The organism is Uliginosibacterium sp. TH139 (genome assembly GCF_002855595.1).
Taxonomy (GTDB): Bacteria; Pseudomonadota; Gammaproteobacteria; order Burkholderiales; family Rhodocyclaceae; genus Uliginosibacterium; species Uliginosibacterium aquaticum.
In genome coordinates this window covers 1-21529 of sequence record NZ_PKRR01000003.1, presented here as the reverse complement: position 1 = coordinate 21529, position 21529 = coordinate 1, and the positions used below count along the sequence as shown (strand labels likewise).

At 58.7% G+C, this 21529-nt stretch carries 18 protein-coding genes; 10 read left to right on the top strand and 8 right to left on the bottom strand.

Annotated features, from left to right (window positions below; translation table 11 throughout):
- Nucleotides 1–142: 142 nt before the first annotated feature.
- The 6 genes from C0V76_RS07130 (at nucleotide 143) to C0V76_RS07105 (ending at nucleotide 8026) form a co-directional block, all read left to right on the top strand.
- Nucleotides 143–475, top strand: coding sequence for a PepSY domain-containing protein (locus C0V76_RS07130; protein WP_101941713.1), 333 nt, complete (start codon nucleotides 143–145; stop codon nucleotides 473–475).
- 12 nt (nucleotides 476–487) lie between these two features.
- The gene (locus C0V76_RS07125) at nucleotides 488–1159 is read left to right on the top strand and encodes a response regulator transcription factor (RefSeq protein WP_101941712.1); all 672 of its coding nucleotides are present in this window, start codon (nucleotides 488–490) and stop codon (nucleotides 1157–1159) included.
- Nucleotides 1143–2570, top strand: coding sequence for a sensor histidine kinase (locus C0V76_RS07120; protein ID WP_101941711.1), 1428 nt, complete (start codon nucleotides 1143–1145; stop codon nucleotides 2568–2570). The genes C0V76_RS07125 and C0V76_RS07120 overlap by 17 nt, the downstream gene beginning before the upstream one ends.
- Nucleotides 2571–2694: 124 nt before the next feature.
- The gene (locus C0V76_RS07115; protein ID WP_101941710.1) at nucleotides 2695–4380 is read left to right on the top strand and encodes a tannase/feruloyl esterase family alpha/beta hydrolase; all 1686 of its coding nucleotides are present in this window, start codon (nucleotides 2695–2697) and stop codon (nucleotides 4378–4380) included.
- 639 nt (nucleotides 4381–5019) lie between these two features.
- Nucleotides 5020–5814, top strand: a complete 795-nt coding sequence (locus C0V76_RS07110; protein ID WP_158239167.1) for a pectate lyase — start codon at nucleotides 5020–5022, stop codon at nucleotides 5812–5814.
- Nucleotides 5815–5905: 91 nt separating this feature from the next.
- Nucleotides 5906–8026: a YCF48-related protein gene (locus C0V76_RS07105; RefSeq protein WP_143707372.1), complete on the top strand. Its 2121-nt coding sequence runs from the start codon at nucleotides 5906–5908 to the stop codon at nucleotides 8024–8026.
- Nucleotides 8027–8030: 4 nt separating this feature from the next.
- Here the strand turns inward: C0V76_RS07105 and C0V76_RS07100 are convergent, their stop codons facing one another.
- A complete protein-coding gene (locus C0V76_RS07100) occupies nucleotides 8031–8303 on the bottom strand; it encodes a hypothetical protein (protein WP_101941707.1) in 273 nt (90 codons plus the stop codon).
- A gap of 109 nt (nucleotides 8304–8412) precedes the next feature.
- Here C0V76_RS07100 and C0V76_RS07095 point away from each other — a divergent pair, with 109 nt between their 5' ends.
- Complete coding sequence (locus C0V76_RS07095) at nucleotides 8413–9297, top strand: LysR substrate-binding domain-containing protein (RefSeq protein ID WP_101941706.1); 885 nt, start codon at nucleotides 8413–8415, stop codon at nucleotides 9295–9297.
- Between the two features lie 384 nt (nucleotides 9298–9681).
- Here C0V76_RS07095 and C0V76_RS19875 read toward each other — a convergent pair whose 3' ends face one another.
- Complete coding sequence (locus tag C0V76_RS19875) at nucleotides 9682–10344, bottom strand: TetR/AcrR family transcriptional regulator (protein ID WP_101941705.1); 663 nt, start codon at nucleotides 10342–10344, stop codon at nucleotides 9682–9684.
- 81 nt (nucleotides 10345–10425) lie between these two features.
- Here C0V76_RS19875 and C0V76_RS07085 point away from each other — a divergent pair, with 81 nt between their 5' ends.
- Entirely contained in the window at nucleotides 10426–11367 is a 942-nt protein-coding gene (locus C0V76_RS07085; RefSeq protein ID WP_101941704.1) for an NmrA/HSCARG family protein, read from the top strand.
- Between the two features lie 183 nt (nucleotides 11368–11550).
- Here C0V76_RS07085 and C0V76_RS07080 read toward each other — a convergent pair whose 3' ends face one another.
- On the bottom strand, nucleotides 11551–12474 hold the full coding sequence (locus tag C0V76_RS07080; protein WP_101941703.1) for an AraC family transcriptional regulator: 924 nt from the start codon (nucleotides 12472–12474) through the stop codon (nucleotides 11551–11553).
- A 219-nt stretch (nucleotides 12475–12693) separates the two neighbouring features.
- On the opposite strand from C0V76_RS07080, the gene C0V76_RS07075 reads away from it, so the two are divergent.
- A complete protein-coding gene (locus C0V76_RS07075; RefSeq protein ID WP_101941702.1) occupies nucleotides 12694–13848 on the top strand; it encodes an NADH-dependent flavin oxidoreductase in 1155 nt (384 codons plus the stop codon).
- Nucleotides 13849–14087: 239 nt separating this feature from the next.
- On the opposite strand, the gene C0V76_RS07070 is transcribed toward C0V76_RS07075, so the two are convergent.
- The 3 genes from C0V76_RS07070 to C0V76_RS07060 form a co-directional block, all read right to left on the bottom strand.
- Nucleotides 14088–14438 (bottom strand): TfoX/Sxy family protein, encoded by a 351-nt coding sequence (locus C0V76_RS07070; protein WP_101942217.1) that lies wholly within the window; start codon nucleotides 14436–14438, stop codon nucleotides 14088–14090.
- A gap of 699 nt (nucleotides 14439–15137) precedes the next feature.
- Nucleotides 15138–16655: a methyl-accepting chemotaxis protein gene (locus C0V76_RS07065; protein WP_101941701.1), complete on the bottom strand. Its 1518-nt coding sequence runs from the start codon at nucleotides 16653–16655 to the stop codon at nucleotides 15138–15140.
- Between the two features lie 45 nt (nucleotides 16656–16700).
- Nucleotides 16701–17474 (bottom strand): ABC transporter substrate-binding protein, encoded by a 774-nt coding sequence (locus C0V76_RS07060; protein ID WP_101941700.1) that lies wholly within the window; start codon nucleotides 17472–17474, stop codon nucleotides 16701–16703.
- A gap of 1194 nt (nucleotides 17475–18668) precedes the next feature.
- Here C0V76_RS07060 and C0V76_RS07050 point away from each other — a divergent pair.
- Nucleotides 18669–19343: a hypothetical protein gene (locus C0V76_RS07050; RefSeq protein WP_101941698.1), complete on the top strand. Its 675-nt coding sequence runs from the start codon at nucleotides 18669–18671 to the stop codon at nucleotides 19341–19343.
- A 413-nt stretch (nucleotides 19344–19756) separates the two neighbouring features.
- Here C0V76_RS07050 and C0V76_RS19550 read toward each other — a convergent pair whose 3' ends face one another.
- Together C0V76_RS19550 and C0V76_RS07045 are read right to left on the bottom strand one after the other, a co-directional pair.
- Nucleotides 19757–20143 carry a hypothetical protein gene (locus C0V76_RS19550; protein ID WP_143707371.1) on the bottom strand — a complete coding sequence of 129 codons (387 nt, stop codon included), beginning with the start codon at nucleotides 20141–20143 and terminating at the stop codon, nucleotides 19757–19759.
- A 714-nt stretch (nucleotides 20144–20857) separates the two neighbouring features.
- Nucleotides 20858–21430, bottom strand: a complete 573-nt coding sequence (locus C0V76_RS07045) for a tyrosine-type recombinase/integrase (RefSeq protein ID WP_256376401.1) — start codon at nucleotides 21428–21430, stop codon at nucleotides 20858–20860.
- Between the last annotated feature and the right edge of the window lie 99 nt (nucleotides 21431–21529).

Here is a 21529-nt window from a genome sequence, read left to right as displayed (position 1 = left end):
TGGGTGAACGGCGGCTGAACGCCCGTGGGCCGGTGCTTCGAAGTGCGCGGCCTTGTTCATCTGGCGTTCAGAAAGGGCTTGCCACACTGCGCAGCGCATTCTCCGCAGCGCCGCTGCAATTGATGTCAGGAAGTGGTTCCGCATGAAAACCAGGTGTGTCCGGCCCATTCTTCTCGCTGCTGCACTGGCCCTTGGCTGGCCGGCCGGGGCCCGTGCGGGCGACAAGTTCGAGCAGGATCGCGCGCGCGCGGCTCTGCAGTCTGGTCAGGCGATATCTTTTGCCGCCGTGCAGGAGCGTTTGCACAAGGCCTGCGACTGCCAGGTGCTGGAGGCCAAGTTGCATCCGGAGAAGGACAGTAGCGGGCTGATCTACGAGATCAAGGCGCTGCGGCCGGACGGCCAGATCCTCAAGCTCGAGATGAATGCGGCTTCCGGCGAAATCCTGCGCATGAAGAACAAGGGCTGGAAAGACTGAGCGGAGAGCGCAATGCGGATCCTGATTGCGGAAGATGAACCCCGGCTGCAACAGCAGCTCGTGAGCCTCGTCGAGGAGGCGGGCTATGTGGCCGAGGCCAGCAGCGACGGGCAGGACGCCCACTATCGCGGCAGCACCGAGGCCTTTGATGCGGTGGTGCTGGATCTGGGCCTGCCCTTGCTGGACGGGCTCAGCGTGCTCAAGCGCTGGCGCGAGGCCGGTCTGAGCCTGCCGGTGCTCGTGCTCACTGCGCGTGGCAACTGGCACGAAAAGGTCATCGGCATTGATGCCGGCGCCGATGATTACCTCGCCAAGCCCTTTCACGGGCCGGAGCTCGTGGCACGCCTGCGCGCCCTGATCCGGCGCAGCGCCGGCCTGGCCTCGGCAATCCTGCGCAGCGGCGCGTTGAGCCTGGATACCCGCAATGCCACAGTCAGTTTCGGGGGCGCGCCGGTCGCGCTGACCAGCCATGAGTACAAGCTGCTCGAATACCTGATGCATCGACAGGGCGTGATCGTTTCGCGGGCCGAACTCACCGAGCATATCTACGCGCAGGACTTCGATCGCGATTCAAACACCATCGAAGTCTTTGTCGGCCGCCTGCGCAAGAAACTTGAACCCGGCGTGATCCAGACCGTGCGTGGCCTCGGCTACCGCATCGCGAGCCATGAGCAAGTCAGCTGAGCACGCCCAACCGCCCACCCGGGCGCCGCGCTCCTTGCGGGTGCGCCTGCTGTGGGGCACCCTGGGCGGACTCACCCTGGCCCTGTTGCTCACCGGGGTTGCGCTGACGACCCTGTTCAAGGATCACGTGGTCAACCAGTTCCAGGCCGCACTGGAGCGCCAGCTCGATCAGTTGATCGTCGAGCTCGAGTTCGGGCCGGATGGCCAGCTCACGGTGGATGACGCAGCCATGCTCGATCCGCGTCTGCAGAAGCCTTACTCCGGTCTCTACTGGCAGATCGACGAACTCGCGGCCGGCAAACCAATCACCCTCGGGCTGCTGCGCTCGCGCTCCCTGTGGGATCAGAACCTGGCGCTGAGCGGCGCCGGGGCGACGAATCCCGGCGCCTTGCAGGTCAGCGAGCTGCGCGGGCCAGCTCAGGAGTCTTTGCTGGTGCTGCAAAGAGTCGTGAGCTCGGCGGATGCGCCCGGGCGCAGCTTCCGCCTCACGGTGGCGGGCGATCTGCGTTTCAATCTCGAAGCCACGCATCGTTTCGGCCGCGCTCTGGCGCTGGCCTTGCTGCTCCTGCTGGGGCTGCTGGCGCTGGCTGCCTGGGCCCAGGTCAGTGTCGGCCTGCGTCCGCTGCGTGATCTGCAGCAGGCGCTCAAGGCCGTGCGCGACGGGCGCAGCGCGCAGCTTGCCGGTGCCTTTCCGCAGGAAGTGCAGCCGCTGGTGGATGACTTCAATCAGGTATTGCTGGCCAATGCCAGCGTCGTGGAGCGGGCACGCACCCAGGCCGGCAACCTGGCCCATGCCCTCAAGACTCCGCTGGCCGTGCTGGAGAACGAGGCCGAGCAGGCGCGTGCGCACGATGCCGCCCTTCCGGTGGCGCTGGTGAAAGAGCAGCTGGCCCAGGTGCGTCGCCATGTGGATTGGCATCTGCTGCGTGCACGCGCCGCAGCCGCACACCGCCTGCCCGGTCGGCATACTGAGGTGAATGCCGCGGTGGCCGGCCTGCTGCGGGTGATGGCGCGGGTGTTTGCCGATAAGCCGCTGACGACGCACATCAAAGCGCCGGGACAAGCGCTGCTGTTTGCCGGTGAAGAACAGGATCTGCAGGAGATCCTCGGAAATTTGCTGGAAAACGCCTTCAAGTGGGCCACTTCCAGTGTGCAGGTGTGGCTGGAGGCGCAGCCGGGCGGCTTGTGCGTGCACATCGAAGATGACGGGCCGGGCATTGCCGCCTCACAGCTCCAGCTGGTTCGCCAGCGCGGTGTGCGCCTCGACGAGAACACGCCGGGTTCCGGCCTTGGGCTCGCCATCGTGCAGGATCTGGTGCAGCTCTATGGTGGCCACCTGGAGCTGGAAAACCTGCCGCAAGGGCAAGGCCTGCGGGCCAGCGTATCCCTGCCGGGAGGCTATGCCGCATGAGCCCATGCGCGGGCGGGTGCCTTTACCTGCGCAGATATTCCTGTACGAGAACTTACCTTGTAGCCACTTGATGCCGCTGCGCGCGCAGCCAGAATCAGGTCTGTGCAATCAAAAAGGAAATCCTATGTTCAAACGAGATGCCCTGAGAGTCCTGCTGGCATTGACGGCCAGTCTTCTGTTGTGTCCCGGTGTGCAGGCCGCTACGCCGGAGGTGGTGAAACCTGTCCAGTCCTGCTCCGGGTTATTGGCAACCGCGCTGAGCGATATCGGTGGCGAGGGCAGTCAGGTGCTCAGCGCCCGTGAAAGCGTGAAGGAGGGTGTGGCGATGTGCGTGCTGGAAGGCCGCCTCGCACCCGCCATCGGGTTCCGGGTCAGCCTGCCCGTTGAGGGCTGGACTCAGCGCTACCTGCAGATCGGTTGTGGCGGCCTGTGTGGCCGCATCCCCGAAGAGGTCGGAGCCGCCGAGGGCTGTGTGCCGCTCAAGGCGGGGGGCTTCGTCATCGCCTCCACCGACATGGGGCATCAGGGCATGGGCGGCGAGTTCGGCCGCGACGAAGCCTTGCGCATCGATTTTGCCCATCGCGCCGTGCATCTGACTGCCGTGGCCGCAAAGAAACTCATCCGCGCCTATTACGGCCGTGCCGAGGCCTATGCCTATTTCACCGGCTGCTCGGATGGCGGGCGCGAAGCCTTGATGGAAGCCCAGCGCTACCCGGAGGATTTCGACGGCATCATTGCGGGCGCGGCGGCCATGAATTTCCAGGTCCAGAACGGCCTCTACCATGCCTGGCAAGCCCGTGCGAACACCGGAGCGGATGGCCAGGCCATCTTGCAGGCGGCGCGCCTGCCCTTGTTGCATCAGGCCGTGCTCGCGCAGTGCGATGTACTCGACGGGCTGCAGGACGGCCTGCTCAGCGATCCGCGCCTGTGCCATTTTGATCCGGCCAGCCTGCAGTGCCCTGTCGGAGCCACATCGCCCCGCAACGATTGCCTGAGCGCTGCCGAAGTTGATGCGGTGCGCAAGCTCTACGCCGGCCCGCGCGATCCGCGCAGCGGCGAGCGGCTGATCATCGGTGGCCCGCAATATGGTTCTGAACTCGCCTGGGCCGGCGTATTCGTGCCGCGTGCAGCGGGGCAGCCGATCTTCAGCGGGCAGATCGCGCTGGATGCGCTGCGCAACCTGAGCTTCGAGCGCAATCCGCCGGAAAGCTTTTCCCTGGCCGACGTCCATTTCGATCAGGCCATGCTGGAGCAGCTCATGCTCCTGCATCCGCTTTACGACGCGACCAACCCCGATCTGCGCGCCTTCGCCGCTGCGGGCGGCAAACTGATCCTGTGGCATGGCTGGGCCGATCCGCATATCTCGCCCCTCAATACCCTCGCCTATCACGAGGCCCTCGAGCAGTTCATGGGCAAACAGGAGGTCGCAGCGTTCGAGCGCCTCTATCTGTTGCCCGGTGTCTATCACTGTGCTGACGGAGAAGGCCCGAGTCTGGTTGATTTCCTCACCCCGATGCTGGCCTGGGTAGAGCAGGGGCAGGTGCCGCAGGCCGTCCTGGCCAAGCAGGCCGCCAGTCGCCCGCGCAGTAGCTTCGGCCAGCCCGGCGCACTGTCGCCGGCGGTGGAGGTATCACCGGCGCCGGCCAAAACCAGGGCCCGCCCGCTCTATCCCTACCCGGCGCTGGCTGCACTCAAGCCCGGCGCCGATCCGGATCAGGCTGCCAGTTACACGGCTGCGCCGGCCCGTTTCACGGCACCGACGCCGGTTTGGAGCGGCAGCAGTTTATTCACGCCTTATCGCGCCAGATAAATCCGCAGGAAGTTTTGTTCCAAAAAAAGCCCACGGAAATCGTGGGCTTTTTGCTGTCTCGCAGCAATTTTGATAAATCCTTGTTTTTATTATTGATGTTTATAAAAACAAAAAATTCTGTCTTCTGCGCGCCCTTCGATTCCGTCTTGTGCATGCGGATGATTGCTCCGACGCGCAAAAACGAAGGTCTGGATGGCTACTACTTTGGTGGTGTGTGACAAATTTCTCGGATATCACTAAGTATTTGTCAAAACAAATAAATTGTACGTTTTCGAACTAATTTAGCTTTTTGATTTTAAAGGAATTGTTTGCTCTCCTATGGAAGTGTGTTGGGGTTTACCTAAGTGTCGCCGTTCCGGCTTTTATAGTTTTATTGCCTCGCCGGCTGTGGTTGAGCGTAAAGCTTGTGTCCGACACGATCAGTGGCATTCGTCGTGGTGTGAGTGGAGTGATTTGTCATCTCCGGATAGGACACAATTTTTTACAGACAACGATCCTCGAGCGAGGTCGCTGGCTGGTTGTATATAGGATGTATTTCGGAGACGTAGCCATATTTTTTTATTGTTAAATCAATAAAAAACAAAAAAGGAGTTGTTTATGAACAAGTTCAGCCGGTTGTTTTTGGTTCTTTCCGCAGCAATGGCATTTAGTGCAGGCGCTCAGGCAGCAGGCAGCTGCACCGCAGGCAGCACCATCAGCGACGCAACGGTTGATTGCGGCGGCGCGGAAATCGGCCTTTCGTGCGATGGTGATAGCGACAAGCAGTCGCCGGTGTTGATCCTCAAGAACGCCACCGTCAAGAACGTGACGATCTCCGCAAAGGGCGGCTCTGATGGCATCCATTGCGCGGGCGGCACCTGCAACCTGATCAATGTGACCTGGAAAGAAGTCTGCGAAGACGCCGCTTCGGTCATCGCTGACAACGCCAAGCTGGTGGTTTCCGGCGGCTCGGCCACCAACACCAACTCCAGCACGGCCAGCCTCGGTGGCAAGCCGGACAAGTTCTTCCAGGTGAACAACAAGAACACCTCGCTGACCGTGAAGGACAACTTCACCGCCATCATCGCCAAGGGCAACCTGAGCGCTTCTGCTGGCAAGCTGGCCCGTACCTGCGGCAACTGCACCACCAACATCGGCCCGCGTACCATCGTGGTGAATAACGTCACCACCAAGGGCGCGCTGCTGACCGTTGTCGGCGTGAACTCCAGCTATCTGGATGCCAACAGCAAGACGGTTTCTGGCGTGTATGACACGGCCACCATCACTAACCTGACGGTTGAGGGCTACAAGCTCAGCGGCACCAAGAGCACTCCGGTGATCTGTGAAGAATTCACCGGCCTGCCCAAGAGCCTCGGCAAGGAGAGCCCGAGCCAGGGCCAGAAGTGGGGCACCAAGTCCTGCGTGGTCAGCACGAGCAACGTGAAGGCGCTGTAATTCCTTCCTGTTGCATGCAGTTCAAGACCCCGGGCATGGCCCGGGGTTTTTCATTGTCCTTCCCGATCCGCCGTGTAACTGGAGTCTGAGCATGCGACTGACGCTTTGTCGTGCTGCCGAAAAATGTGTTGGCTTTATTGTCCTGTGTCTTGTCTGTGTGCCGGCGCTGGCTGGCCAGGTTTCCAATCCGGACTGGATTTTCGGTGCGCAATCCTCTGGCCTTGAAATCCTGACGGGGGGCGATGGTCTGCTGCGCTGGCGCAGCAGCGCCGATTCAGGCTGGCACGAGGAGAAGCTGGGCGACGCGACGGTGGACATGGCTGTCGCCGACCCTTCCGGCCAGCGATTTCTGGCACTGAGCAATGGCCGCGCCTGGCACGGCGAACGCAGCGCTGCGGACATGCGCTGGACGCCCGCGCTGGAGGGCTGGAAGCTCAGCAAGATCGGCTTTGATAGCGAGCGCTCGGCCTGGCTCGCCTGGGCCTGCCGCAGCGAACGGAGCAGCGAATGCGCCGTGCTGACGGCAGCGATTTCCGAGCCAGCTGGCCAGGGCTGGCAGGTGGTCGGCCAAGGCGCCACGCCTGAGCTGCGGCTCGTGGGCGTGGATAGTGATAATCGGGCGATTGCGTCGGCCATGAATGGCCGTCTGTGGATCAGTGAAACCCGGCTTGGCGAGTGGCAATCCGTGCCCGTGCCGAAAAAATTCATGCTCAGCGAAGTCGTCTACTGGAAGCGCGCCGGGCCCTGGTGGGCCGGCATGACGCGTGACCAGCGTGTTCTGCTGGTTGACGCTGCCCGCGCCAAGGCTTTTGCGGTGGCGATGCCTACCGGGAAACCGGGCGGCCAGGGCAGTGGCTGGACCGCTGCTGCCTACGACGCGCAGAGCGCGACACTGATGCTGGGCGGGGCGGACGGGCGCATCGCCTTGCTGGCCGCTGCCGGGCGCAGCAGCCAACCCGCGTTCAGCCTGCGCGCAGCAAGGCTGCCCTATGTCGAGCAACTGGCTTTCGACGCGGTGCGCCGGCAATGGCTCGCGCTCAGCAATGACGGGCAGCTGTTTGCCTCCATCAATGCCGGCCTTGAATGGACGCTCGAAAAGCGCTTTGGCCAGGTGCGCCCGAATGGCCTCGCACAGGCCGCAGACGGGCGCCTGCTGATGTGGGGCGATGGCGGCTTCATCGCACACCGCAGCCCTGCCGAGGGCTGGGTGCTCGAGCAGCCGGACCTGAGCCGCTACATCAACCATATTCTCGTGAGCCCGGCCGGCAGCCTGTTGGCGGTGGGGGTTCAGGGCCTGATCGCGCGCGCGGCCGCTCCCTCCGGCAGGCCTGCGGACTGGCGTGTGATTGACGCCGGCCTTGGCTACGGCCAATACCTGAGCCATGCGCTCGCCTATCCCGGCAGCCAGACCCTGCTGGCGGCGGGCTCCAGCGCCACCATCGTCCGCTCCACGGATGACGGCGCCAGCTGGCAAACCGTGTTCAAACATGCGGACGGCGCCCTTGGCAACTTCCAGCGCATCGCCATTCACCCGCAAAGCCGGGTGGCCCTGGTGGTGGCCAATCCGGGCTGGGTGATGCGCTCTGCAGACGAGGGCGCGACCTGGCAAAACACCGCCGAGGGCGCCGTGCTGCAGCTCAAGGATGTGCTCGCCTTGCCCGGGGCCGGTTTTGTGGCGGTTGGCGAGGGGGGCTCTGTGCTTTTCTTTGATGCCCAGGGCCGGCTCCAGCGCCAGCTAGCGATTGCCGCCAGCCCTGTCTGGTATCAGATCCGCGAAGCGGCGGGCGCCCTGTGGGTCATGGGCGATGGTAACAAGCTGCTGCGGATCAGCCTGGATGGTCAGCAGGTGGAAGAGATCGGGCTCGGCCAGCACTTCCTGGCGCGGGACATCATCAGCCCCGCCCCGGATGTGTTGATCGTTGCGGGCGCCCGGGGCGCCCTGCTGCGCTCGGCCGATGGCGGCCAGCACTGGCAGGTGGTCAATGCCGGCGTGCAGGCCAATCTTCGCCGTCTTCTGCAGGATGAAAAGGGCCACCTGTGGGTGACCGGGCGAGAGGGCGTGCTGCTGCGCTCGCAGGATGCCGGCCTCAGCTGGCAGGCCCTACCTTCCGGCACGATTCGCCATTTCAAGGACGGGCTCCTGCTACCCGGCACACACACCCTGCTGCTCTACGGCGAGCGCCTGCTGGCGCTGCCTGCTGCGCACCGGTGAGGCATCAGAGAATCAGCCGGCGGTCGTTCTGGGCCTGGAAGTGATGCAGGGAAATTTCTGAAACCTGGTATTGGGAGGCCTCGTGCGCATCCAGAGCGAGGTCAAACTCGAGTGTTTCCGGCGGTTTTGCGGCCGTTTTTTTTCCTGCCGCGTCGCTGCTTGATCGGGTGCTGCTCTGCAACCCGATCCGGCGTTCGCAATAGCTGTTGTAGGCATCAAACAAGTAGCCGCTCGCAGCAATGATTACCAGCGCAAGGGCTACGGCGATGATGGGCATTTGGGCTCTCCTGGGGAATGGCTCGGAATCAAGCTATGTATGCATCCTGGCTATCTTGAGTTAATAAGTAAAACAACTAATATGTATTAAATTAATCAGTCTTACTGATATGAGAATCACCCTGCGTCAGCTGGATGTTTTCTGTGCGATTGCCCGCCATGGCCAGGTCACCAGGGCTGCGCAGGCCGTGGCGATGACGCAGGCCGCCGCCAGCATGGCGCTGGCGGATCTGGAGCGGCAGCTGGGATGCACCTTGTTTGACCGGGTCGGGCGCCAGCTCGTCCTGAACGCCTCCGGCCGCTTGCTGGCCGGCCGTGCGCGTGAAGTGCTCGATCGGGTTGCTGAAATTGAATACCTGGCGCAGGAGCGCGAGCCGGTATTTGATCTGCATGTCGGAGCCAGCGTCACGATTGGCAATCAGCTGTTGCCCGGGCTGGTCGCGCAGATGCGCAAGCGCTGGCCCAAGGCCCATGTGCAGATCTCGCGCCTCAGCAGCCGGGATCTGATCGCCCATCTCAAAGCCCACCAGATCGACCTGGGTTTCCTTGAAGGCTCATTCAGCGATGACGCGATCCAGCGCTATCCCTGGCGGCAAGGCCGGCTCTGCGTGTTTGCCGCACCCGATCACCCGCTGGCCGGCCGTGCACTCTGTGCCGAAGATTTTCACGGCGTTCCCTGGGTCGTCCGGGAGCAAGGCTCCGGCACCCGCGACGTGATGACCCAAGCCTGCGAAGAGGCGGGTTTTACGGCACTGATTGATCTCGAGCTGGAGCAGCCCGAAGCGATTCGCCAGTGCGTCAAAGCCGGGCTGGGCGTGGGCTGCCTCTCGGAGCTTGAATTGGCCGACGCCTTTCAGGCCGGTTCACTGAAGCGTCTCGACACCCCTTTTCTCGACATGCCCAGCCGGCTGGATATCGTTACCCTCAGGGATCGTTACCTCAGCGCCGGCCCGAGAGCCTTGCTCGAGCTGTGCGGCATCCATCCTGAAGCCTAGGGTCTGTAGCAGTGCGGCGATGGCCGCCGTTGCTTGGCTGAAACCCCCTGAGCGTTGGCCGCCCGACACGGTGTGATCAAGATCACGGCTAGGTCTGGCCTATCCGTAGGCTTGCGAGCGGGGCTGGGGTGTTGCTGTGAAGTGCTGGGGCGCTTGGAGGCCAGGAGCGGTCTGTCACTCTCGCCGTAATGCAGTCATCTGAATGGCCGCTGTGCTTTGAAACCGGTCAGGTGAGCAAGCGACGCTATTCGGCCATAGAGGACCGCCAGTGCGTCGCCCCTGTACGGCTGCTCCTGACCAAGAGCAGGCAATCAAAATACCCGTCAAGTGCAGTCTCCCAGAGCGAGAGATGTGGTCAGATGTTCATGAGTGCGGAATCTATAGTCAGTGACTTCCAAGCCTGCGTCTTTCTCCGGTAATTAAGACCAGCAGGACGTTCTCCACAAGATTCTCCAGTCGCGCCAGTTCGCCGGCTCGATCAGCACTGTTTGATACGTAAATCAACAATGCCGCTGTCGTATCTGTCAATGCCGTCAGCTCACATGCAGTAAGCGGGGCGTTCCCATCCTCAACAGCTCGCTGGGCGATCCCCTCAATCTCGTGCTGGAGGAACGCGACAAAGCGAGCACGCAGAACAGCTCCCAGCGCAGGAGAGGATCTTGCCGCTTCCGTCGCCACCCTCAACAAGTGAGGCCGATCTGCGCACGCACTGGCCTGCGTGACTAGGGCGAACAAATCATCTCGTAGTGACGTACCTGGGTAGCTTGGTGAGAGCCCAAACCCGATGGTCGAAACGGCATCCGCCACTAGTTCAGGCTTAGCGGCCCAGCGTCGATAGAGGGTTGCCTTCGAAACCCCGGCGCGAACGGCCACTTCTGACATCGTCAAAGCGTCGTACCCGAGCTCGCCCAGCAGCGCCAGGGTGGCCGCAACGATGAGCTCGTCCCGGCCAACATCCTGCTGCCGCCCACGCTCAGCCCCGGCCTTTCTGTAAAGAGGGGGCGTTTCCTGCCCATCTGATGCTCCTGCCCGTATCGCGGTTGCCATTCATTAGCTCCATGTTTATTACGAAACCATGTGGTTTCGGAACGTGCTAGTATCGTATCTTGTTTTGCTATTGGAGGCCTTATGACTAACACGATTTCAGGACCAATCCTCGTGACGGGAGCGACCGGTACGCAAGGTGGAGCGGTGGTCAGGGGGTTAGTAAGCGCGGGGTTTTCCGTGCGCGCATTCGTCCGCGACCCCAGCACTAAGGAGGCCCAGGCATTCGCTAGACTGGGGGTCGAGTTGATGAAAGGCGACTACGACAACATTCAAAGCCTCGAAGCCGCAATGGACGGGGTTCAGGGCGTTTTTTCCGTACAAATGCCTCCACACCCAGACGATCAGGAGCGCGAGGTTCGCACCGGTCTTCGACTTCTCGAAGCAGCGTACCGAGCCGATGTCAGGATGTATGTCCACAGCTCCGTTGCCAGGGCTGGCGACGAAAAGAACTTCATTGACTGGGATTCGGATCGTTGGTGGAAGCGCTACTGGGAGAGCAAGACAGAGGTCAATAACGGGATCGCTGAGCGGGGCCTGCAAAGCTGGGTGATTTTGAAACCCGCGATGATCATGGAGAACTTCCTGCCGCCCAAAGTGCGAGGGATGTACCCCACGCTCGCGCAAGGCAAGATCGCAACGGCTATCCTTCCTGAAACCCGGCTCGATATGATTGCCGCCGATGACATTGGCGCATTCGCCGTTGCGGCATTTCTCGATCCCGCTCGTTTCAATGGACACTCCATTGATCTAGCTGCCGAATCCTTAACGATGGAAGAGGTCGCTTCAGCACTTAGCGCCGGAACAGGACGTTTGGTGTTAGCGCAGTCACTGACCGAAGAAGAGGCTGTGGCGCAAGGGAACAGTCCAGGCTTGGTGTCGAGTCAAGTCTGGGACAATTTGGAAGGGTATAAAGTGGACATCCAAGCGGCCAAAAACTGGGGAATTCCATTGACGCCTTTTTATCAATGGGTTGTCACACATCGCGAAGCGCTCCAAGGAGCGATCGGGGAACCATCCAACTGAGTGTGAGCGTGAAACCGACATCCGCTTGCAGCCGACTAAAAACCGCTTCTGCGGCCTGCGTCGGCTGTAGGGGCGAGCGGCTTGATTGCACGGCATAGCATGCGGGGGCAATTGGGATGATCTCCAGAGCATCCAGGCCGCAGCAGGCATCAGCGAAGCTTGTCCTACGAGGGCTAGCCGCTCTTAATGGCTGTGTCCATCTCTCGCCCAAGTAGATTCCCGCATCCGCTTGATATCGCGATTCGGGGGATTTCCGAATAATCGACTGTACTCACGGCTGAACTGGGAGGCGCTCTCGTACCCGACACGCGTCGCTGCGCTGCCCGCATCCAGATTTTCATTGAGCATCAGTTGTCGGGCATCGAGGAGGCGCAGGTTCTTCAGGTACTGCAAGGGGCTCACGCCGACTACGGCACGAAAGTGCTGCCGAAAAGTTGAAGGGCTCATGTGAGCTTTGGCAGCGAGCTCATCTATCAGCACATTCTCTGTGTAGTGCTGTTTCAGCCATGTCACCACCTTGGCAATTTGCTGGCTCGGCGAGCCGATCGCAACGAGACGGCGCAGGTTGGGGCCATGCCCCCCGTGCAGCAGGCGAACGACGACCTCCTGCTGGATCAGGGGGGCGAGAAGAGGAATCAGCGACGGTTCGGCGAGCAGGCGGAGCAGCCGGGTCAGCGCATCCTGCAAGCCTGGATCCACTGCCACAAGAGAGATTCCTCGCGTCGTTGAAGTCTGGAGCGGGGTCGCAAACTCCATCTCCGCCGCCATCTGGGCGATAAGACGAGCATCGAGTTCCAGCCAAATCCCGAGAAAAGGCTCTGCGGCACTGGCACGCGTGACATACGCCACCACAGGCATATCCACGGTCGTTATAAGAGACTGTCCGGCCCCGTAGTCGAAGATCTCGTCGCCCAGTGTGATCCGCTTGCCTCCCTGCACGATCAGCGCAAGACCCAGGCCATAAATGCAGGGCATCGGATCGGTGGTGGAACTGCAGCGACGAAGTTTCAGCGCTGCAATCGGCGTGTCGTAGTCTCCATCGTTTTGTGCAATGCTGCCCACCAGACTGACAAGTTCTCCGGTGCCAGGTTTTGCTTCAATGGCCATTGGGCGACTCCGTTTGGTCAGGGTTTGCCTTCATGTTTAGTGCTTAAAGCTTAGCATTGCCAAATTCAAAGCAACCCGATCATTGATCGAATCTCATCATTTCAGGCAAGAAGCGCGACGGTTTTGGCAAACGTACCCCAGGTGCTCAGGGACACACTAGGTGCCATGGGAGCGCAACTCGCCGCAGAGCTCCTTTTTCAACAATGGAGATTCAATTCAATGACCTCAACCAAATCGAGGCTGTTTCAGCCCCTGGCATTCAAGAACGGCCTGACCCTGCGTAACCGCGCCGTGATGGCACCGATGACGACATGGTCGGCAAACCCTGACGGCAGCATCTCTGACCAAGAAGTGGCCTACTATCGCGCTCGTGTGCACGGTGTCGGCATGGTGGTGACAGGTTGCACGCACGTAACGCCGGACGGTATCGGCTTCACGGACGAGTTCGCCAGCGATGATGATCGCTATATTCCCAGCCTGCGTCGCCTCTCGGAAGCGGCCAAGAGCGGCGGAGCCCCGGCCATCTTGCAGATTTTCCACGCCGGCAATAAAGCCCTGCCACACCTCGTGCCGGAGGGGCGCGTTGTCAGTGCCAGTGCGCTCAAGGTGCCGCCCAGCCCGTTCAATAGCGCCGAAGTAACCAGTCACGCGCTGAGCGGGGAAGAAATCGAAGAGATCATCAAGGCGTTCGGCGAAACGACTCGTCGCGCCATTGAGGCGGGTTTCGATGGCGTTGAGCTACATGGCGCTCATGGCTTCCTCATCCAGAACTTCTTTTCGCCCATGTTCAATCAGCGCGACGATGAATGGGGAGGCTCGCTCGAAAACCGCATGCGCTTTCCCATGGCCGTGGTGCGCGAGGCGCAGCGAGTCATCGCCGAACACGCCAAGCGACCATTCCTGCTGGGCTACCGTATCTCCCCGGACGAGCCAGGGGAAGGAGCACTGCGCATCAGCGATAGCTACGTGCTGATTGACCGGCTGATCGAGGCGGGCATCGATTACCTTCATGCATCGCTCTTTAACATTCCGAATGCCAAGCCCACTGATTACACTGGCGAGCATACGACAGCCGAGTTGATCGTTGAGCACGTTGCCGACCGCATCCCCTTGATTGCCGCAGGCCTTATCCGGACGCCCGAGGACGCCGAAAAAGCACTAACGACAGGCCTGGAGTTGGTCGCAATCGGACAAGGTTTGGTGATGAATCCCAAATGGGTTGAACTCGCCACGGAAGGCCGGGAGTCTGAGATTGCCACCGCGCTCGACCCCAAGCACGTACCGCAACTGACGATCCCCGACAAGCTGTGGGGTGTCATTCAAGTGGCCAAGGGTTGGTTCCCACTCGTTGAGACAACACTACCTGCCGCTTGATGATTCCTTAATGCAACCAAGCGCTCAGCCAGCCTGGGGCCAACTGCCTTCGGTTTCCTGCGTCCGACCACCGTAGTTGGTCGGGCTGACTGAGTTCTTCAAGCGCCGTCATCAAATCGGTTCTGCACGCAGTGATGGCCGAACTGATCAATACACAACGGGAAGGCTCTGCCACAGAGACGCAAAATCGAAAGTCGGCAAGATTCAAGCACGCTTGATTCAGCAAACTTTTGGGGCAATTAATCGCGCCGCCTTTTTTTTGACTTTGACGCATCCGCACGAAGAGCCGCTTCAAATGAACGCCGCGCCCAGATGGCCGCTTCGTTCTGATCCTCGAGAACAATATCCGGGGCTTGGTAGTAGGAAAGAGCGATGAGCCTCCCTTGCCGGGCATACTCGAACTGCTTGAGATTCAAACGCTGAAAATAGATTGCGTTTTCAGCATCGGCTTTCAAATAGAGGGTTTCATCGTACACGAGACCAAACATAATTCCGTCCCGGAACAGTCCGCGCCCGGCAAACATTCGACGCAGGGTAATTCGACCAAATAGTCGAAATAAGTCCAGCATGTATTCCGAAAACTCATCCATGAAGAGCATCCTCTAACTGGGAAGTCGCTGAGTGATTTTTGATACATCCCCTCTGGCTGGGGTATCTAGCCAAGTCTAAGTGAATCGCCCTGGTTTCATGGAGCCCTGATGGTTCAAATCAGGCATGACGAGAGTCTGCCTAGCGACAGATAAGAGCTGGATGCGGTCACTGGGAAGTGTCCGCTGACCGACCGATTTGGCCGAGATAGAGACACTCAGACACAGCTATTGCGCAACAGTCTGCCGATAACGCAACAGACACGCCAATTTCATCCGAGCAACGTCTTTAAGGCCACAAGTGCCGAGTCTCGTATATCTGGTGAGGGTTTGGGCTACGCAATCGGGGCCGAGCCTGCCCGCTTTCGAATTTTCGGTGGCGCAAAATGTCCGCCCGGCCTCGATAGTGGGAGGTCCCACCCGACAAAAGCAAGCAACGGCCAGCAGCAGCGCGGCGGCGCTATTCCTGAGGATGGCCTTCGCTTTTCCCCACGCTGTACGCGTGGCTTCGTATATTGCTCGTTCGATTTCCAGGTCGGCGATTGCTTCTGCCCATGACAGCCCTGAGGCTTCCACCAGCATTCGTGCGTGGTTGTTGCTCGTTCAGCCTGCACGGCTATCGGCTACATGCAGGCGAGCAGCCGATTTGTGCAACAAAGCCCTTCTGACCAATGCCGCCTATGCCAACGCCGACGAACAAGCTCAGATAGTGAAGCCACCCACCGCAGACTTCAACTGTGCAGAAAGCGTACTGACCTGGACGGCCGTGCCCACCACACGTTTCATCGTTGTACCAGACTCCTCCGCGATGCGACTGATGTCTTCTATCTGCTGGGCAACTTCCGTACTAGCGGAGTTTTGCTCCTCGATTGAGCTGACAATTTCGCTCACCGCGCTGGACAACTCCCCGGAACTCTTCGCGATATCCTGAATGGCGCCTTCTGCCTGCCGAGCACAGTCGAGTACCTGCCGTACCAGATCGACACCGCCACGCATGCGCTCCACGCTGGCCAGCACTCCGTTCTGCACCACGCCGATGGTCTCGCCGATTTCCACGGTCGAACGGGTGGTTCGTTCCGCGAGCTTGCGAACCTCGTCCGCAACCACCGCGAAGCCACGCCCCTGATCACCCGCGCGGGCGGCTTCAATCGCGGCATTGAGCGCCAGCAGATTGGTCTGATCGGCGATTTCCTTGATGACACCGATCACCGCACCGATTTTCTCGGATTCCTCGCCAAGGGATTCAACCGTGCGCGACGCATTGACCACGGTGTCACTGACAACACCCATTCCCGCAATCAGCTCAACGATCACCTCACGACCACGCGACGACAACTGCTCGCTGCGTGACGACACCTCGCGCACATCACCCGAGAAACGGGCAATGTGATTGATGCTCACGGTCATTTCCTCGGTGGCGGCGGCAATCGCCGCGATCGCGTCATTCTCGCGAGCGGTGCGATGTGCCATGTCGTCCGATTCCTCGCTCATGCTGGAGGACGAGGTCTGAAGGTGATGTGCGCCGTCGACCACCTGCCGCACGATGCCTTGCAGGTTTTCGACGAAGCGGTTGAAGAGCATTGCGACCTCGCCGATTTCATCCTCGCGTGACACATGCAGGCGCCGGGTCAGGTCCGCGCGCCCGGTGGCGATTTCGTGCAACGCATCGCGAACCCGGCGTAAGGGCCGCAACACGACCGACCGCAGCATCGTGATCAGCACCAGGATGATTACAGCATTGAGTACCACGACTTCAACCAGCGCGGTGACGATCGCGTTGGCCTGCGCCTTTTCGGCGCGGGCACGCGAAATGTAGATGTCGACCGTTCCCGCCGGCTTGCCGGAGTAAGTCAGCTCCGCGCTGTATTTCTCTCCGGCAGGCGTGGCCGTTTCCTTCAGAGGAACGGCTTTGCCTCCGTCATTGCTGCGCGCAACAAGGACTTTGTCACTCTTGCGCACCACAATGGCCGACACGTCGGCAGCGATCACTTCCGAGTCGAGCAGGGCGCCAGCGATTTCGTAATCCATGTTCCACAGGAGTGTGGGCAGCCCTGCCTGCATCCGCACCTGCATGGCATTGGCCAGATCCGCCAGTTGAGCCTCTCCCTGTCTTTGCTCCTCGATCACCACATAGGTGCCGAAGGCGCCCAGCAATACTGTGACGATCAATGCGAAAAGCAGAATGAAACGCAACTCAATACTCTTGGTCAGCTTGCTCATGTGCCCTCCCAGGACAGGATCACGACGGTCGGCGGCCAGGGCCGATCACTTGTATTTCGCCAGGATCTTGCCCATCTCGCCGGAGTCCACCAGCTTCTTGACTGCGGCCTCGAGCTTGTCGAACACTGGTTTGCTCACCGCATTGGATACCGAGATGTACTGACCCGTGTCGTCACCTGCCACCGGTACGACCTTGACCTGCTTGGTCACACCGTCCTGCTTGGCTTCGTAGAGACCGGACAGTTCTGATGCGTAGAAGAAGCGGCCCTTGCCGTCGATCAGCTTCTTGAGGTTGTCGCTGTTGGTCTTGGCGCCATCATCGACCTTCAGACCGGAAACGGCCTTGGCGGTCGTCGCCTGGACATAGCCATTGTTGGCCAGCACCAGGTTGTCACCAGAGAGCTTGGCGATATCCTCCAGACTGGAGATCTTGACGTCGTCATTGGCTCGGACGAAGACCACGTTTTTCACCGAGTAGATCATCGTGCTGACATAGCGATACTTCTTTTCGCGCTCGGGCGTTTTCGCCATCCCCACGAACAGATCGAGATGCTCCGGTCCACTCGCGACCTCCGCGAGTAGGCCGTTCTCGATGCGCTTCATCGGCCAGAAGCCCTCTTCACCGCTGAACTTCAGATCAGGGTCGATCTTCTCGAGGGCGCGTAGCACGTCCACTGCGATGCCGCCCATCTTGCCGCCCTGGGTAACGAATTTCGGCGAGTTGTCCTGTGCCGCGGTGGTCAGCGACGTCGGCGCAGCCTGCACAGCAAAAGCACCGACACTCAGAACGACGGCGCAAAATCGGGTCGAAAAATTCATGCTTGCCTCCTTGGGTTTGGTTATCGACGGAATCCCTTCACGCAGTGCGTCGCTGGATCTACCTTGCGGTAGGTTCGTTAACCTTGCTTATCCACGCGAGGAAACCAAACTGGCTTTACGACGGGGCGGATAAGATCTTGATATGCCTTGTGCAAACAAATGAAACTCGCGGACTCATGGCAAAGATGCTCTCCCCGTCGATATCGGGCATCAGTGCGCATTCCGGGACATTGATGTCATCCTGTTGCACACAAGGGCAGGCTTGTCGGCGCCGAAATAAACAGACCCGTGCCCCGACCGAAATGTGAGCAGGGGATGGCAAACCAGCCGCCATGCACGGAGCCCATCGAGGTGTAATAGCGGGCCTGCGGGACACCCTGAAGCGCGGCCGGGCCGTCCTCCACTTCCTCATGTTCATGGTGCCGTCCATCAACACCAGAAACTCCGCAATGCTGGCTACCCAGAACACAGACCACGGCGCAGTGGCGCTGAAATCGGAGCCCGGTGAGGCCAGTCTCCGAGTGCGGGCGTGGACTGGGTGGTTGGGCTGCCCGGGGCCGTCATGAAGTACTTTCTTCAACACCGGATATGAAGCTCAGATTTCCGCCATCGGTAAGTTCGTGGATGCGCTTGTTTGGAGGTTGCCGACGGCGACCTGGTGCGGTAGCGGACGTAAGCACCTACGGCTGGGGTAGTCAGTTTTTGCGGCAATCCCACCTGAAGCCTTGGCTTTAAGCGAAACAATTAAGGCAACGCCAAACGAAAAGCCCTCGGCACAGATGCTGAGGGCTTTTTTGGGGGGTAAAGTCCAATGGACTTTATTCCGACCTAAGAAATTAAAATAAACAATTAATTCTGTCGGAGGCGTCGCCTGCAATTAATTGATTTGTCAGTGTTCATGGATTGGCGCTCTTTGCGCAACGTCTGCCGGGGGCGTCTTCTATTGGGGATTTGGCGCGGCAACTTACACAAAAGTCTGTCGGGCACATAATTAGCAAGCGTTTCGCGGAATTGGGTGTGTGAGCCGTGACGCCGTCAGGGGGCGCGAACGGAGCGAAAAGCCTTACTAACCGCGCCGTGGTCGCGTGCCTGCCGCCCATGCCCACTCTGTTGAGTGCTCAGAATGGCTTTGGCGCCAAAGGTTGTCTTCAAACGCCATCCAAGACATTGTAATCTGGGTAGGCGATTTTATTTATGGACGGGAAGTTTGTAAAGTTAGAAACGGCCTGTTTTTATCAATCATTAATCATCTGGCGGCAATGCTCTGACATGATAAAAATTACACTGAAAAATATTAGCACAACAAAAAGTATGTTCAAAGTTTGCGCGGTTTTGGTTGTTTCTTTATTTGCGATTTGTTTTGTTTTTCTAAGCCCTGGCGAAGACGTGGCTGATGAGTTTGCTGATGTAGCCACAGTCGCTGCAACCTCAATGGACTTGTATCCCGTTAATAGCAAAGGCTTGCCAAGTGACGAGCTGGCGGCGGAACAGTTGAAAATAAAAGCCGCTCATTTCGAAAATTTGCAGCCAGCCAAGAAGGCGCCATCTCATGAGCAAGCTCAGACGGCTTTGGTGCAATTTACTCAGGGGGAATTAATTGATGTGATTATTAATCAGAAATTGAATATAAAGGTCGGGAAGTGCTATACAAACCCAAACGCAGATGGCAACTACAGTTGCGTTAGCTGTATGGTTTTGCTGTACAACAGGGATAAAAAAGACTGGCAGGAGGCACCAGAGGGTGAAAATTTCATGAAGAATGCCTATGATTTTTATCAGGCCTCTGAAGGTGATTTTTGGCAGGCCAAAGACTTGTCGATGATGATTCCTTATGATTATGATCTTTTCGAAAAATACGAATTAAAATAAATTTTTGTTTTGTGGCGGATCGATGGCTGCGCATTTTCGGTTGCACACAATTCGCCCTCACATCGCTTCAGTTGAAGAGCGCAAAAATCCGAGGCTGAGTGGGCGCACCACCCATACCGACGGGCACCATCCAGCGCAAATGAAAACGGGGGGAGAAGACACTCGATTGCTTGAAAGTGGTCGGCGGCTTCAGGAAGGAGCGATTTGCCGAAAGACAAGGGTGTCGAGGGCTGCTTCGTTTCAGTGGTGGCCTAAATCTGTTTAGAGCCTCAAAAAATAGTCCAAGCGATGGTGAGCGGGTAAAAAATGGGGGGCGAGTGGTTTTCCCCGAATACACCCAGCAACGGGGGTATTTTGATCGATCTGATATTCCTGACTCGAAGTCGCCCGGCAAAAGTCGGACAAGTCTGAGCTCATAGTGCTGGATCAGGGAACGGAAGTTTGTCTTGTGAAGTACTTGGCTGCGAGACCCAGCCAGCGCCTTTGCGGTAGAAATCAGCTTGCGTCTCAGACGTGCTGGCCCCCAGCCTCACGGCAATTGTGCAAGCGACTTGCCCAGGATGATTCGCGTCTATCGCTGGTATGCAAGTACCAAGCTTGACGGAGGCAGATACTTGCATTTGTGCCAGCGTATCTGCCAAATCCATCATTTTTATAATTGAAGCTGTGGCTTCGTTTTCATTTGGTAGCGTCATCCCAGAAGCGGCAATGTCATTTTTTTGTATTTTCTCTGGCGGTTCTGCAGTACATGCCACGCCTGACGCTGCGAAAAGTAGAACTAGTATTAAGTTGAATGGCATCAATGTCTCCCAAGGTCTAACAGCAGCCGGAGCGAAGTATAGTGCGAATTCGGTACGGAACTTGCGCGGCACAGATGACATAGGCGTGGTTCTTAAATCCATCCTCAGGAAGTAGTCCGGTGTATCTTGTTGCTACAGAGCAAGCGTTCGTTGGAGCTGCTGAGATGTTGGGCGAACGAAATTTGGCTGTAGGGGAGGAGATGATCGCACCGCAGCCTAAGGTTGAGTAAGGCAGGAGTCGAGCGAAGAGTTGTCGCCGTACTTGGCGCTGAAATGCAAAAAAGGGGCTTTCGCCCCTTTTTCGTGTCTCTGTCCGACAGATTTAATTGTCGCCCGACAGACTTAATTGTTTGCTTTTGATAACGAAGAATAAAGTCTGTCGGACTATGTTTTTATAAGTGTCTGATTTTACATGATCTGAGGTTTTTGAAAACCGCTTGAAAAGTCTGTTGGGCCGGTCTTTTTATGTCTTTGGTATTTTCAGGGTGGCTATAAAGTCTGTCGAGGCCTTGCTGTAACAGACACAAGGGTCGAACCAAGAGCCTCGGGGGGCTCTGAAACAAAGCCGTTATTCAAGACATGGGGCGAGTGAGTGCTACTCGGCCAAAGCGGTCTTTGTTGTTGATAAACAGAATGACTGCCACGTGACGCGAAGCAGCCATTCCTACAGCGAAGCCCGGTGGTTCTAGCACGCCGACAATGGTTGCCGGCGCCTCAAAGTGTGTCGAGCGGGCTCTTCACAAAGCGCGTTTCCTGAAGTACATGGGTATAGATCATGGTGGTCTGCAGATTGTTGTGACCCAGCAACAGTTGAATGGTCCGGACGTCCGTACCACTAGCCAACAGATGGGTTGCAAACGAATGCCGCAGCGTATGCACGCTTGCATGCTTATGGATGCCGGCATCGTTCAAAGCGGTTTTGAAGCTGCGCTGAATGGTAGAGGGAGAAGCAAACCAGCGTACCTGCTGTCCGCTTTTGCCCCAAGGTCGCATCACCGCTGAAGGGAACACAAACTGCCACGCTAAGGAGCATGCCGCGTTCGGATATTTTTTCTCGAGTGCGTTCGGAAGGGGAGCAAGGCCGCCACCGCGCAGGCGATCGTCGGTGTGCAACTTCGTCACTCGCATCAACTGATCTGTCATGGGGTCTCGCAATCGTTCGGGCAGCATTGATGTCCGATCCTTACTCCCTTTCGCCGCGCGGACATGGATTGCACCCGCATCAAAATCCACATCCTTGACGCGTAAGGTACAGCACTCATTGACACGCCATCCCGTTCCATAGATTATGAATCGCCCCGGCCTTCCTAGACACTTCGTAGCCTTAAACTGGCGACCAAGTCGAGGTGTCTATGAGCAGCAAGCGGTACACGGAAGAGTTCAAGA

What these genes read in the sequence shown, in the direction of transcription:
- C0V76_RS07050 (WP_101941698.1), top strand. Translation starts at nt 18,669, where the DNA reads ATGGACGGGAAGTTTGTAAAGTTAGAAACGGCCTGTTTTTATCAATCA.
- C0V76_RS07075 (WP_101941702.1), top strand. Translation starts at nt 12,694, where the DNA reads ATGACCTCAACCAAATCGAGGCTGTTTCAGCCCCTGGCATTCAAGAAC.
- C0V76_RS07100 (WP_101941707.1), bottom strand. Translation starts at nt 8,303, where the DNA reads ATGCCCATCATCGCCGTAGCCCTTGCGCTGGTAATCATTGCTGCGAGC.
- C0V76_RS19875 (WP_101941705.1), bottom strand. Translation starts at nt 10,344, where the DNA reads ATGGCAACCGCGATACGGGCAGGAGCATCAGATGGGCAGGAAACGCCC.
- C0V76_RS07065 (WP_101941701.1), bottom strand. Translation starts at nt 16,655, where the DNA reads ATGAGCAAGCTGACCAAGAGTATTGAGTTGCGTTTCATTCTGCTTTTC.
- C0V76_RS07125 (WP_101941712.1), top strand. Translation starts at nt 488, where the DNA reads ATGCGGATCCTGATTGCGGAAGATGAACCCCGGCTGCAACAGCAGCTC.
- C0V76_RS07095 (WP_101941706.1), top strand. Translation starts at nt 8,413, where the DNA reads ATGAGAATCACCCTGCGTCAGCTGGATGTTTTCTGTGCGATTGCCCGC.
- C0V76_RS07120 (WP_101941711.1), top strand. Translation starts at nt 1,143, where the DNA reads ATGAGCAAGTCAGCTGAGCACGCCCAACCGCCCACCCGGGCGCCGCGC.
- C0V76_RS07130 (WP_101941713.1), top strand. Translation starts at nt 143, where the DNA reads ATGAAAACCAGGTGTGTCCGGCCCATTCTTCTCGCTGCTGCACTGGCC.
- C0V76_RS07060 (WP_101941700.1), bottom strand. Translation starts at nt 17,474, where the DNA reads ATGAATTTTTCGACCCGATTTTGCGCCGTCGTTCTGAGTGTCGGTGCT.
- C0V76_RS07085 (WP_101941704.1), top strand. Translation starts at nt 10,426, where the DNA reads ATGACTAACACGATTTCAGGACCAATCCTCGTGACGGGAGCGACCGGT.
- C0V76_RS07110 (WP_158239167.1), top strand. Translation starts at nt 5,020, where the DNA reads ATGGCATTTAGTGCAGGCGCTCAGGCAGCAGGCAGCTGCACCGCAGGC.
- C0V76_RS07080 (WP_101941703.1), bottom strand. Translation starts at nt 12,474, where the DNA reads ATGGCCATTGAAGCAAAACCTGGCACCGGAGAACTTGTCAGTCTGGTG.
- C0V76_RS07115 (WP_101941710.1), top strand. Translation starts at nt 2,695, where the DNA reads ATGTTCAAACGAGATGCCCTGAGAGTCCTGCTGGCATTGACGGCCAGT.
- C0V76_RS19550 (WP_143707371.1), bottom strand. Translation starts at nt 20,143, where the DNA reads ATGCCATTCAACTTAATACTAGTTCTACTTTTCGCAGCGTCAGGCGTG.
- C0V76_RS07105 (WP_143707372.1), top strand. Translation starts at nt 5,906, where the DNA reads ATGCGACTGACGCTTTGTCGTGCTGCCGAAAAATGTGTTGGCTTTATT.
- C0V76_RS07070 (WP_101942217.1), bottom strand. Translation starts at nt 14,438, where the DNA reads ATGGATGAGTTTTCGGAATACATGCTGGACTTATTTCGACTATTTGGT.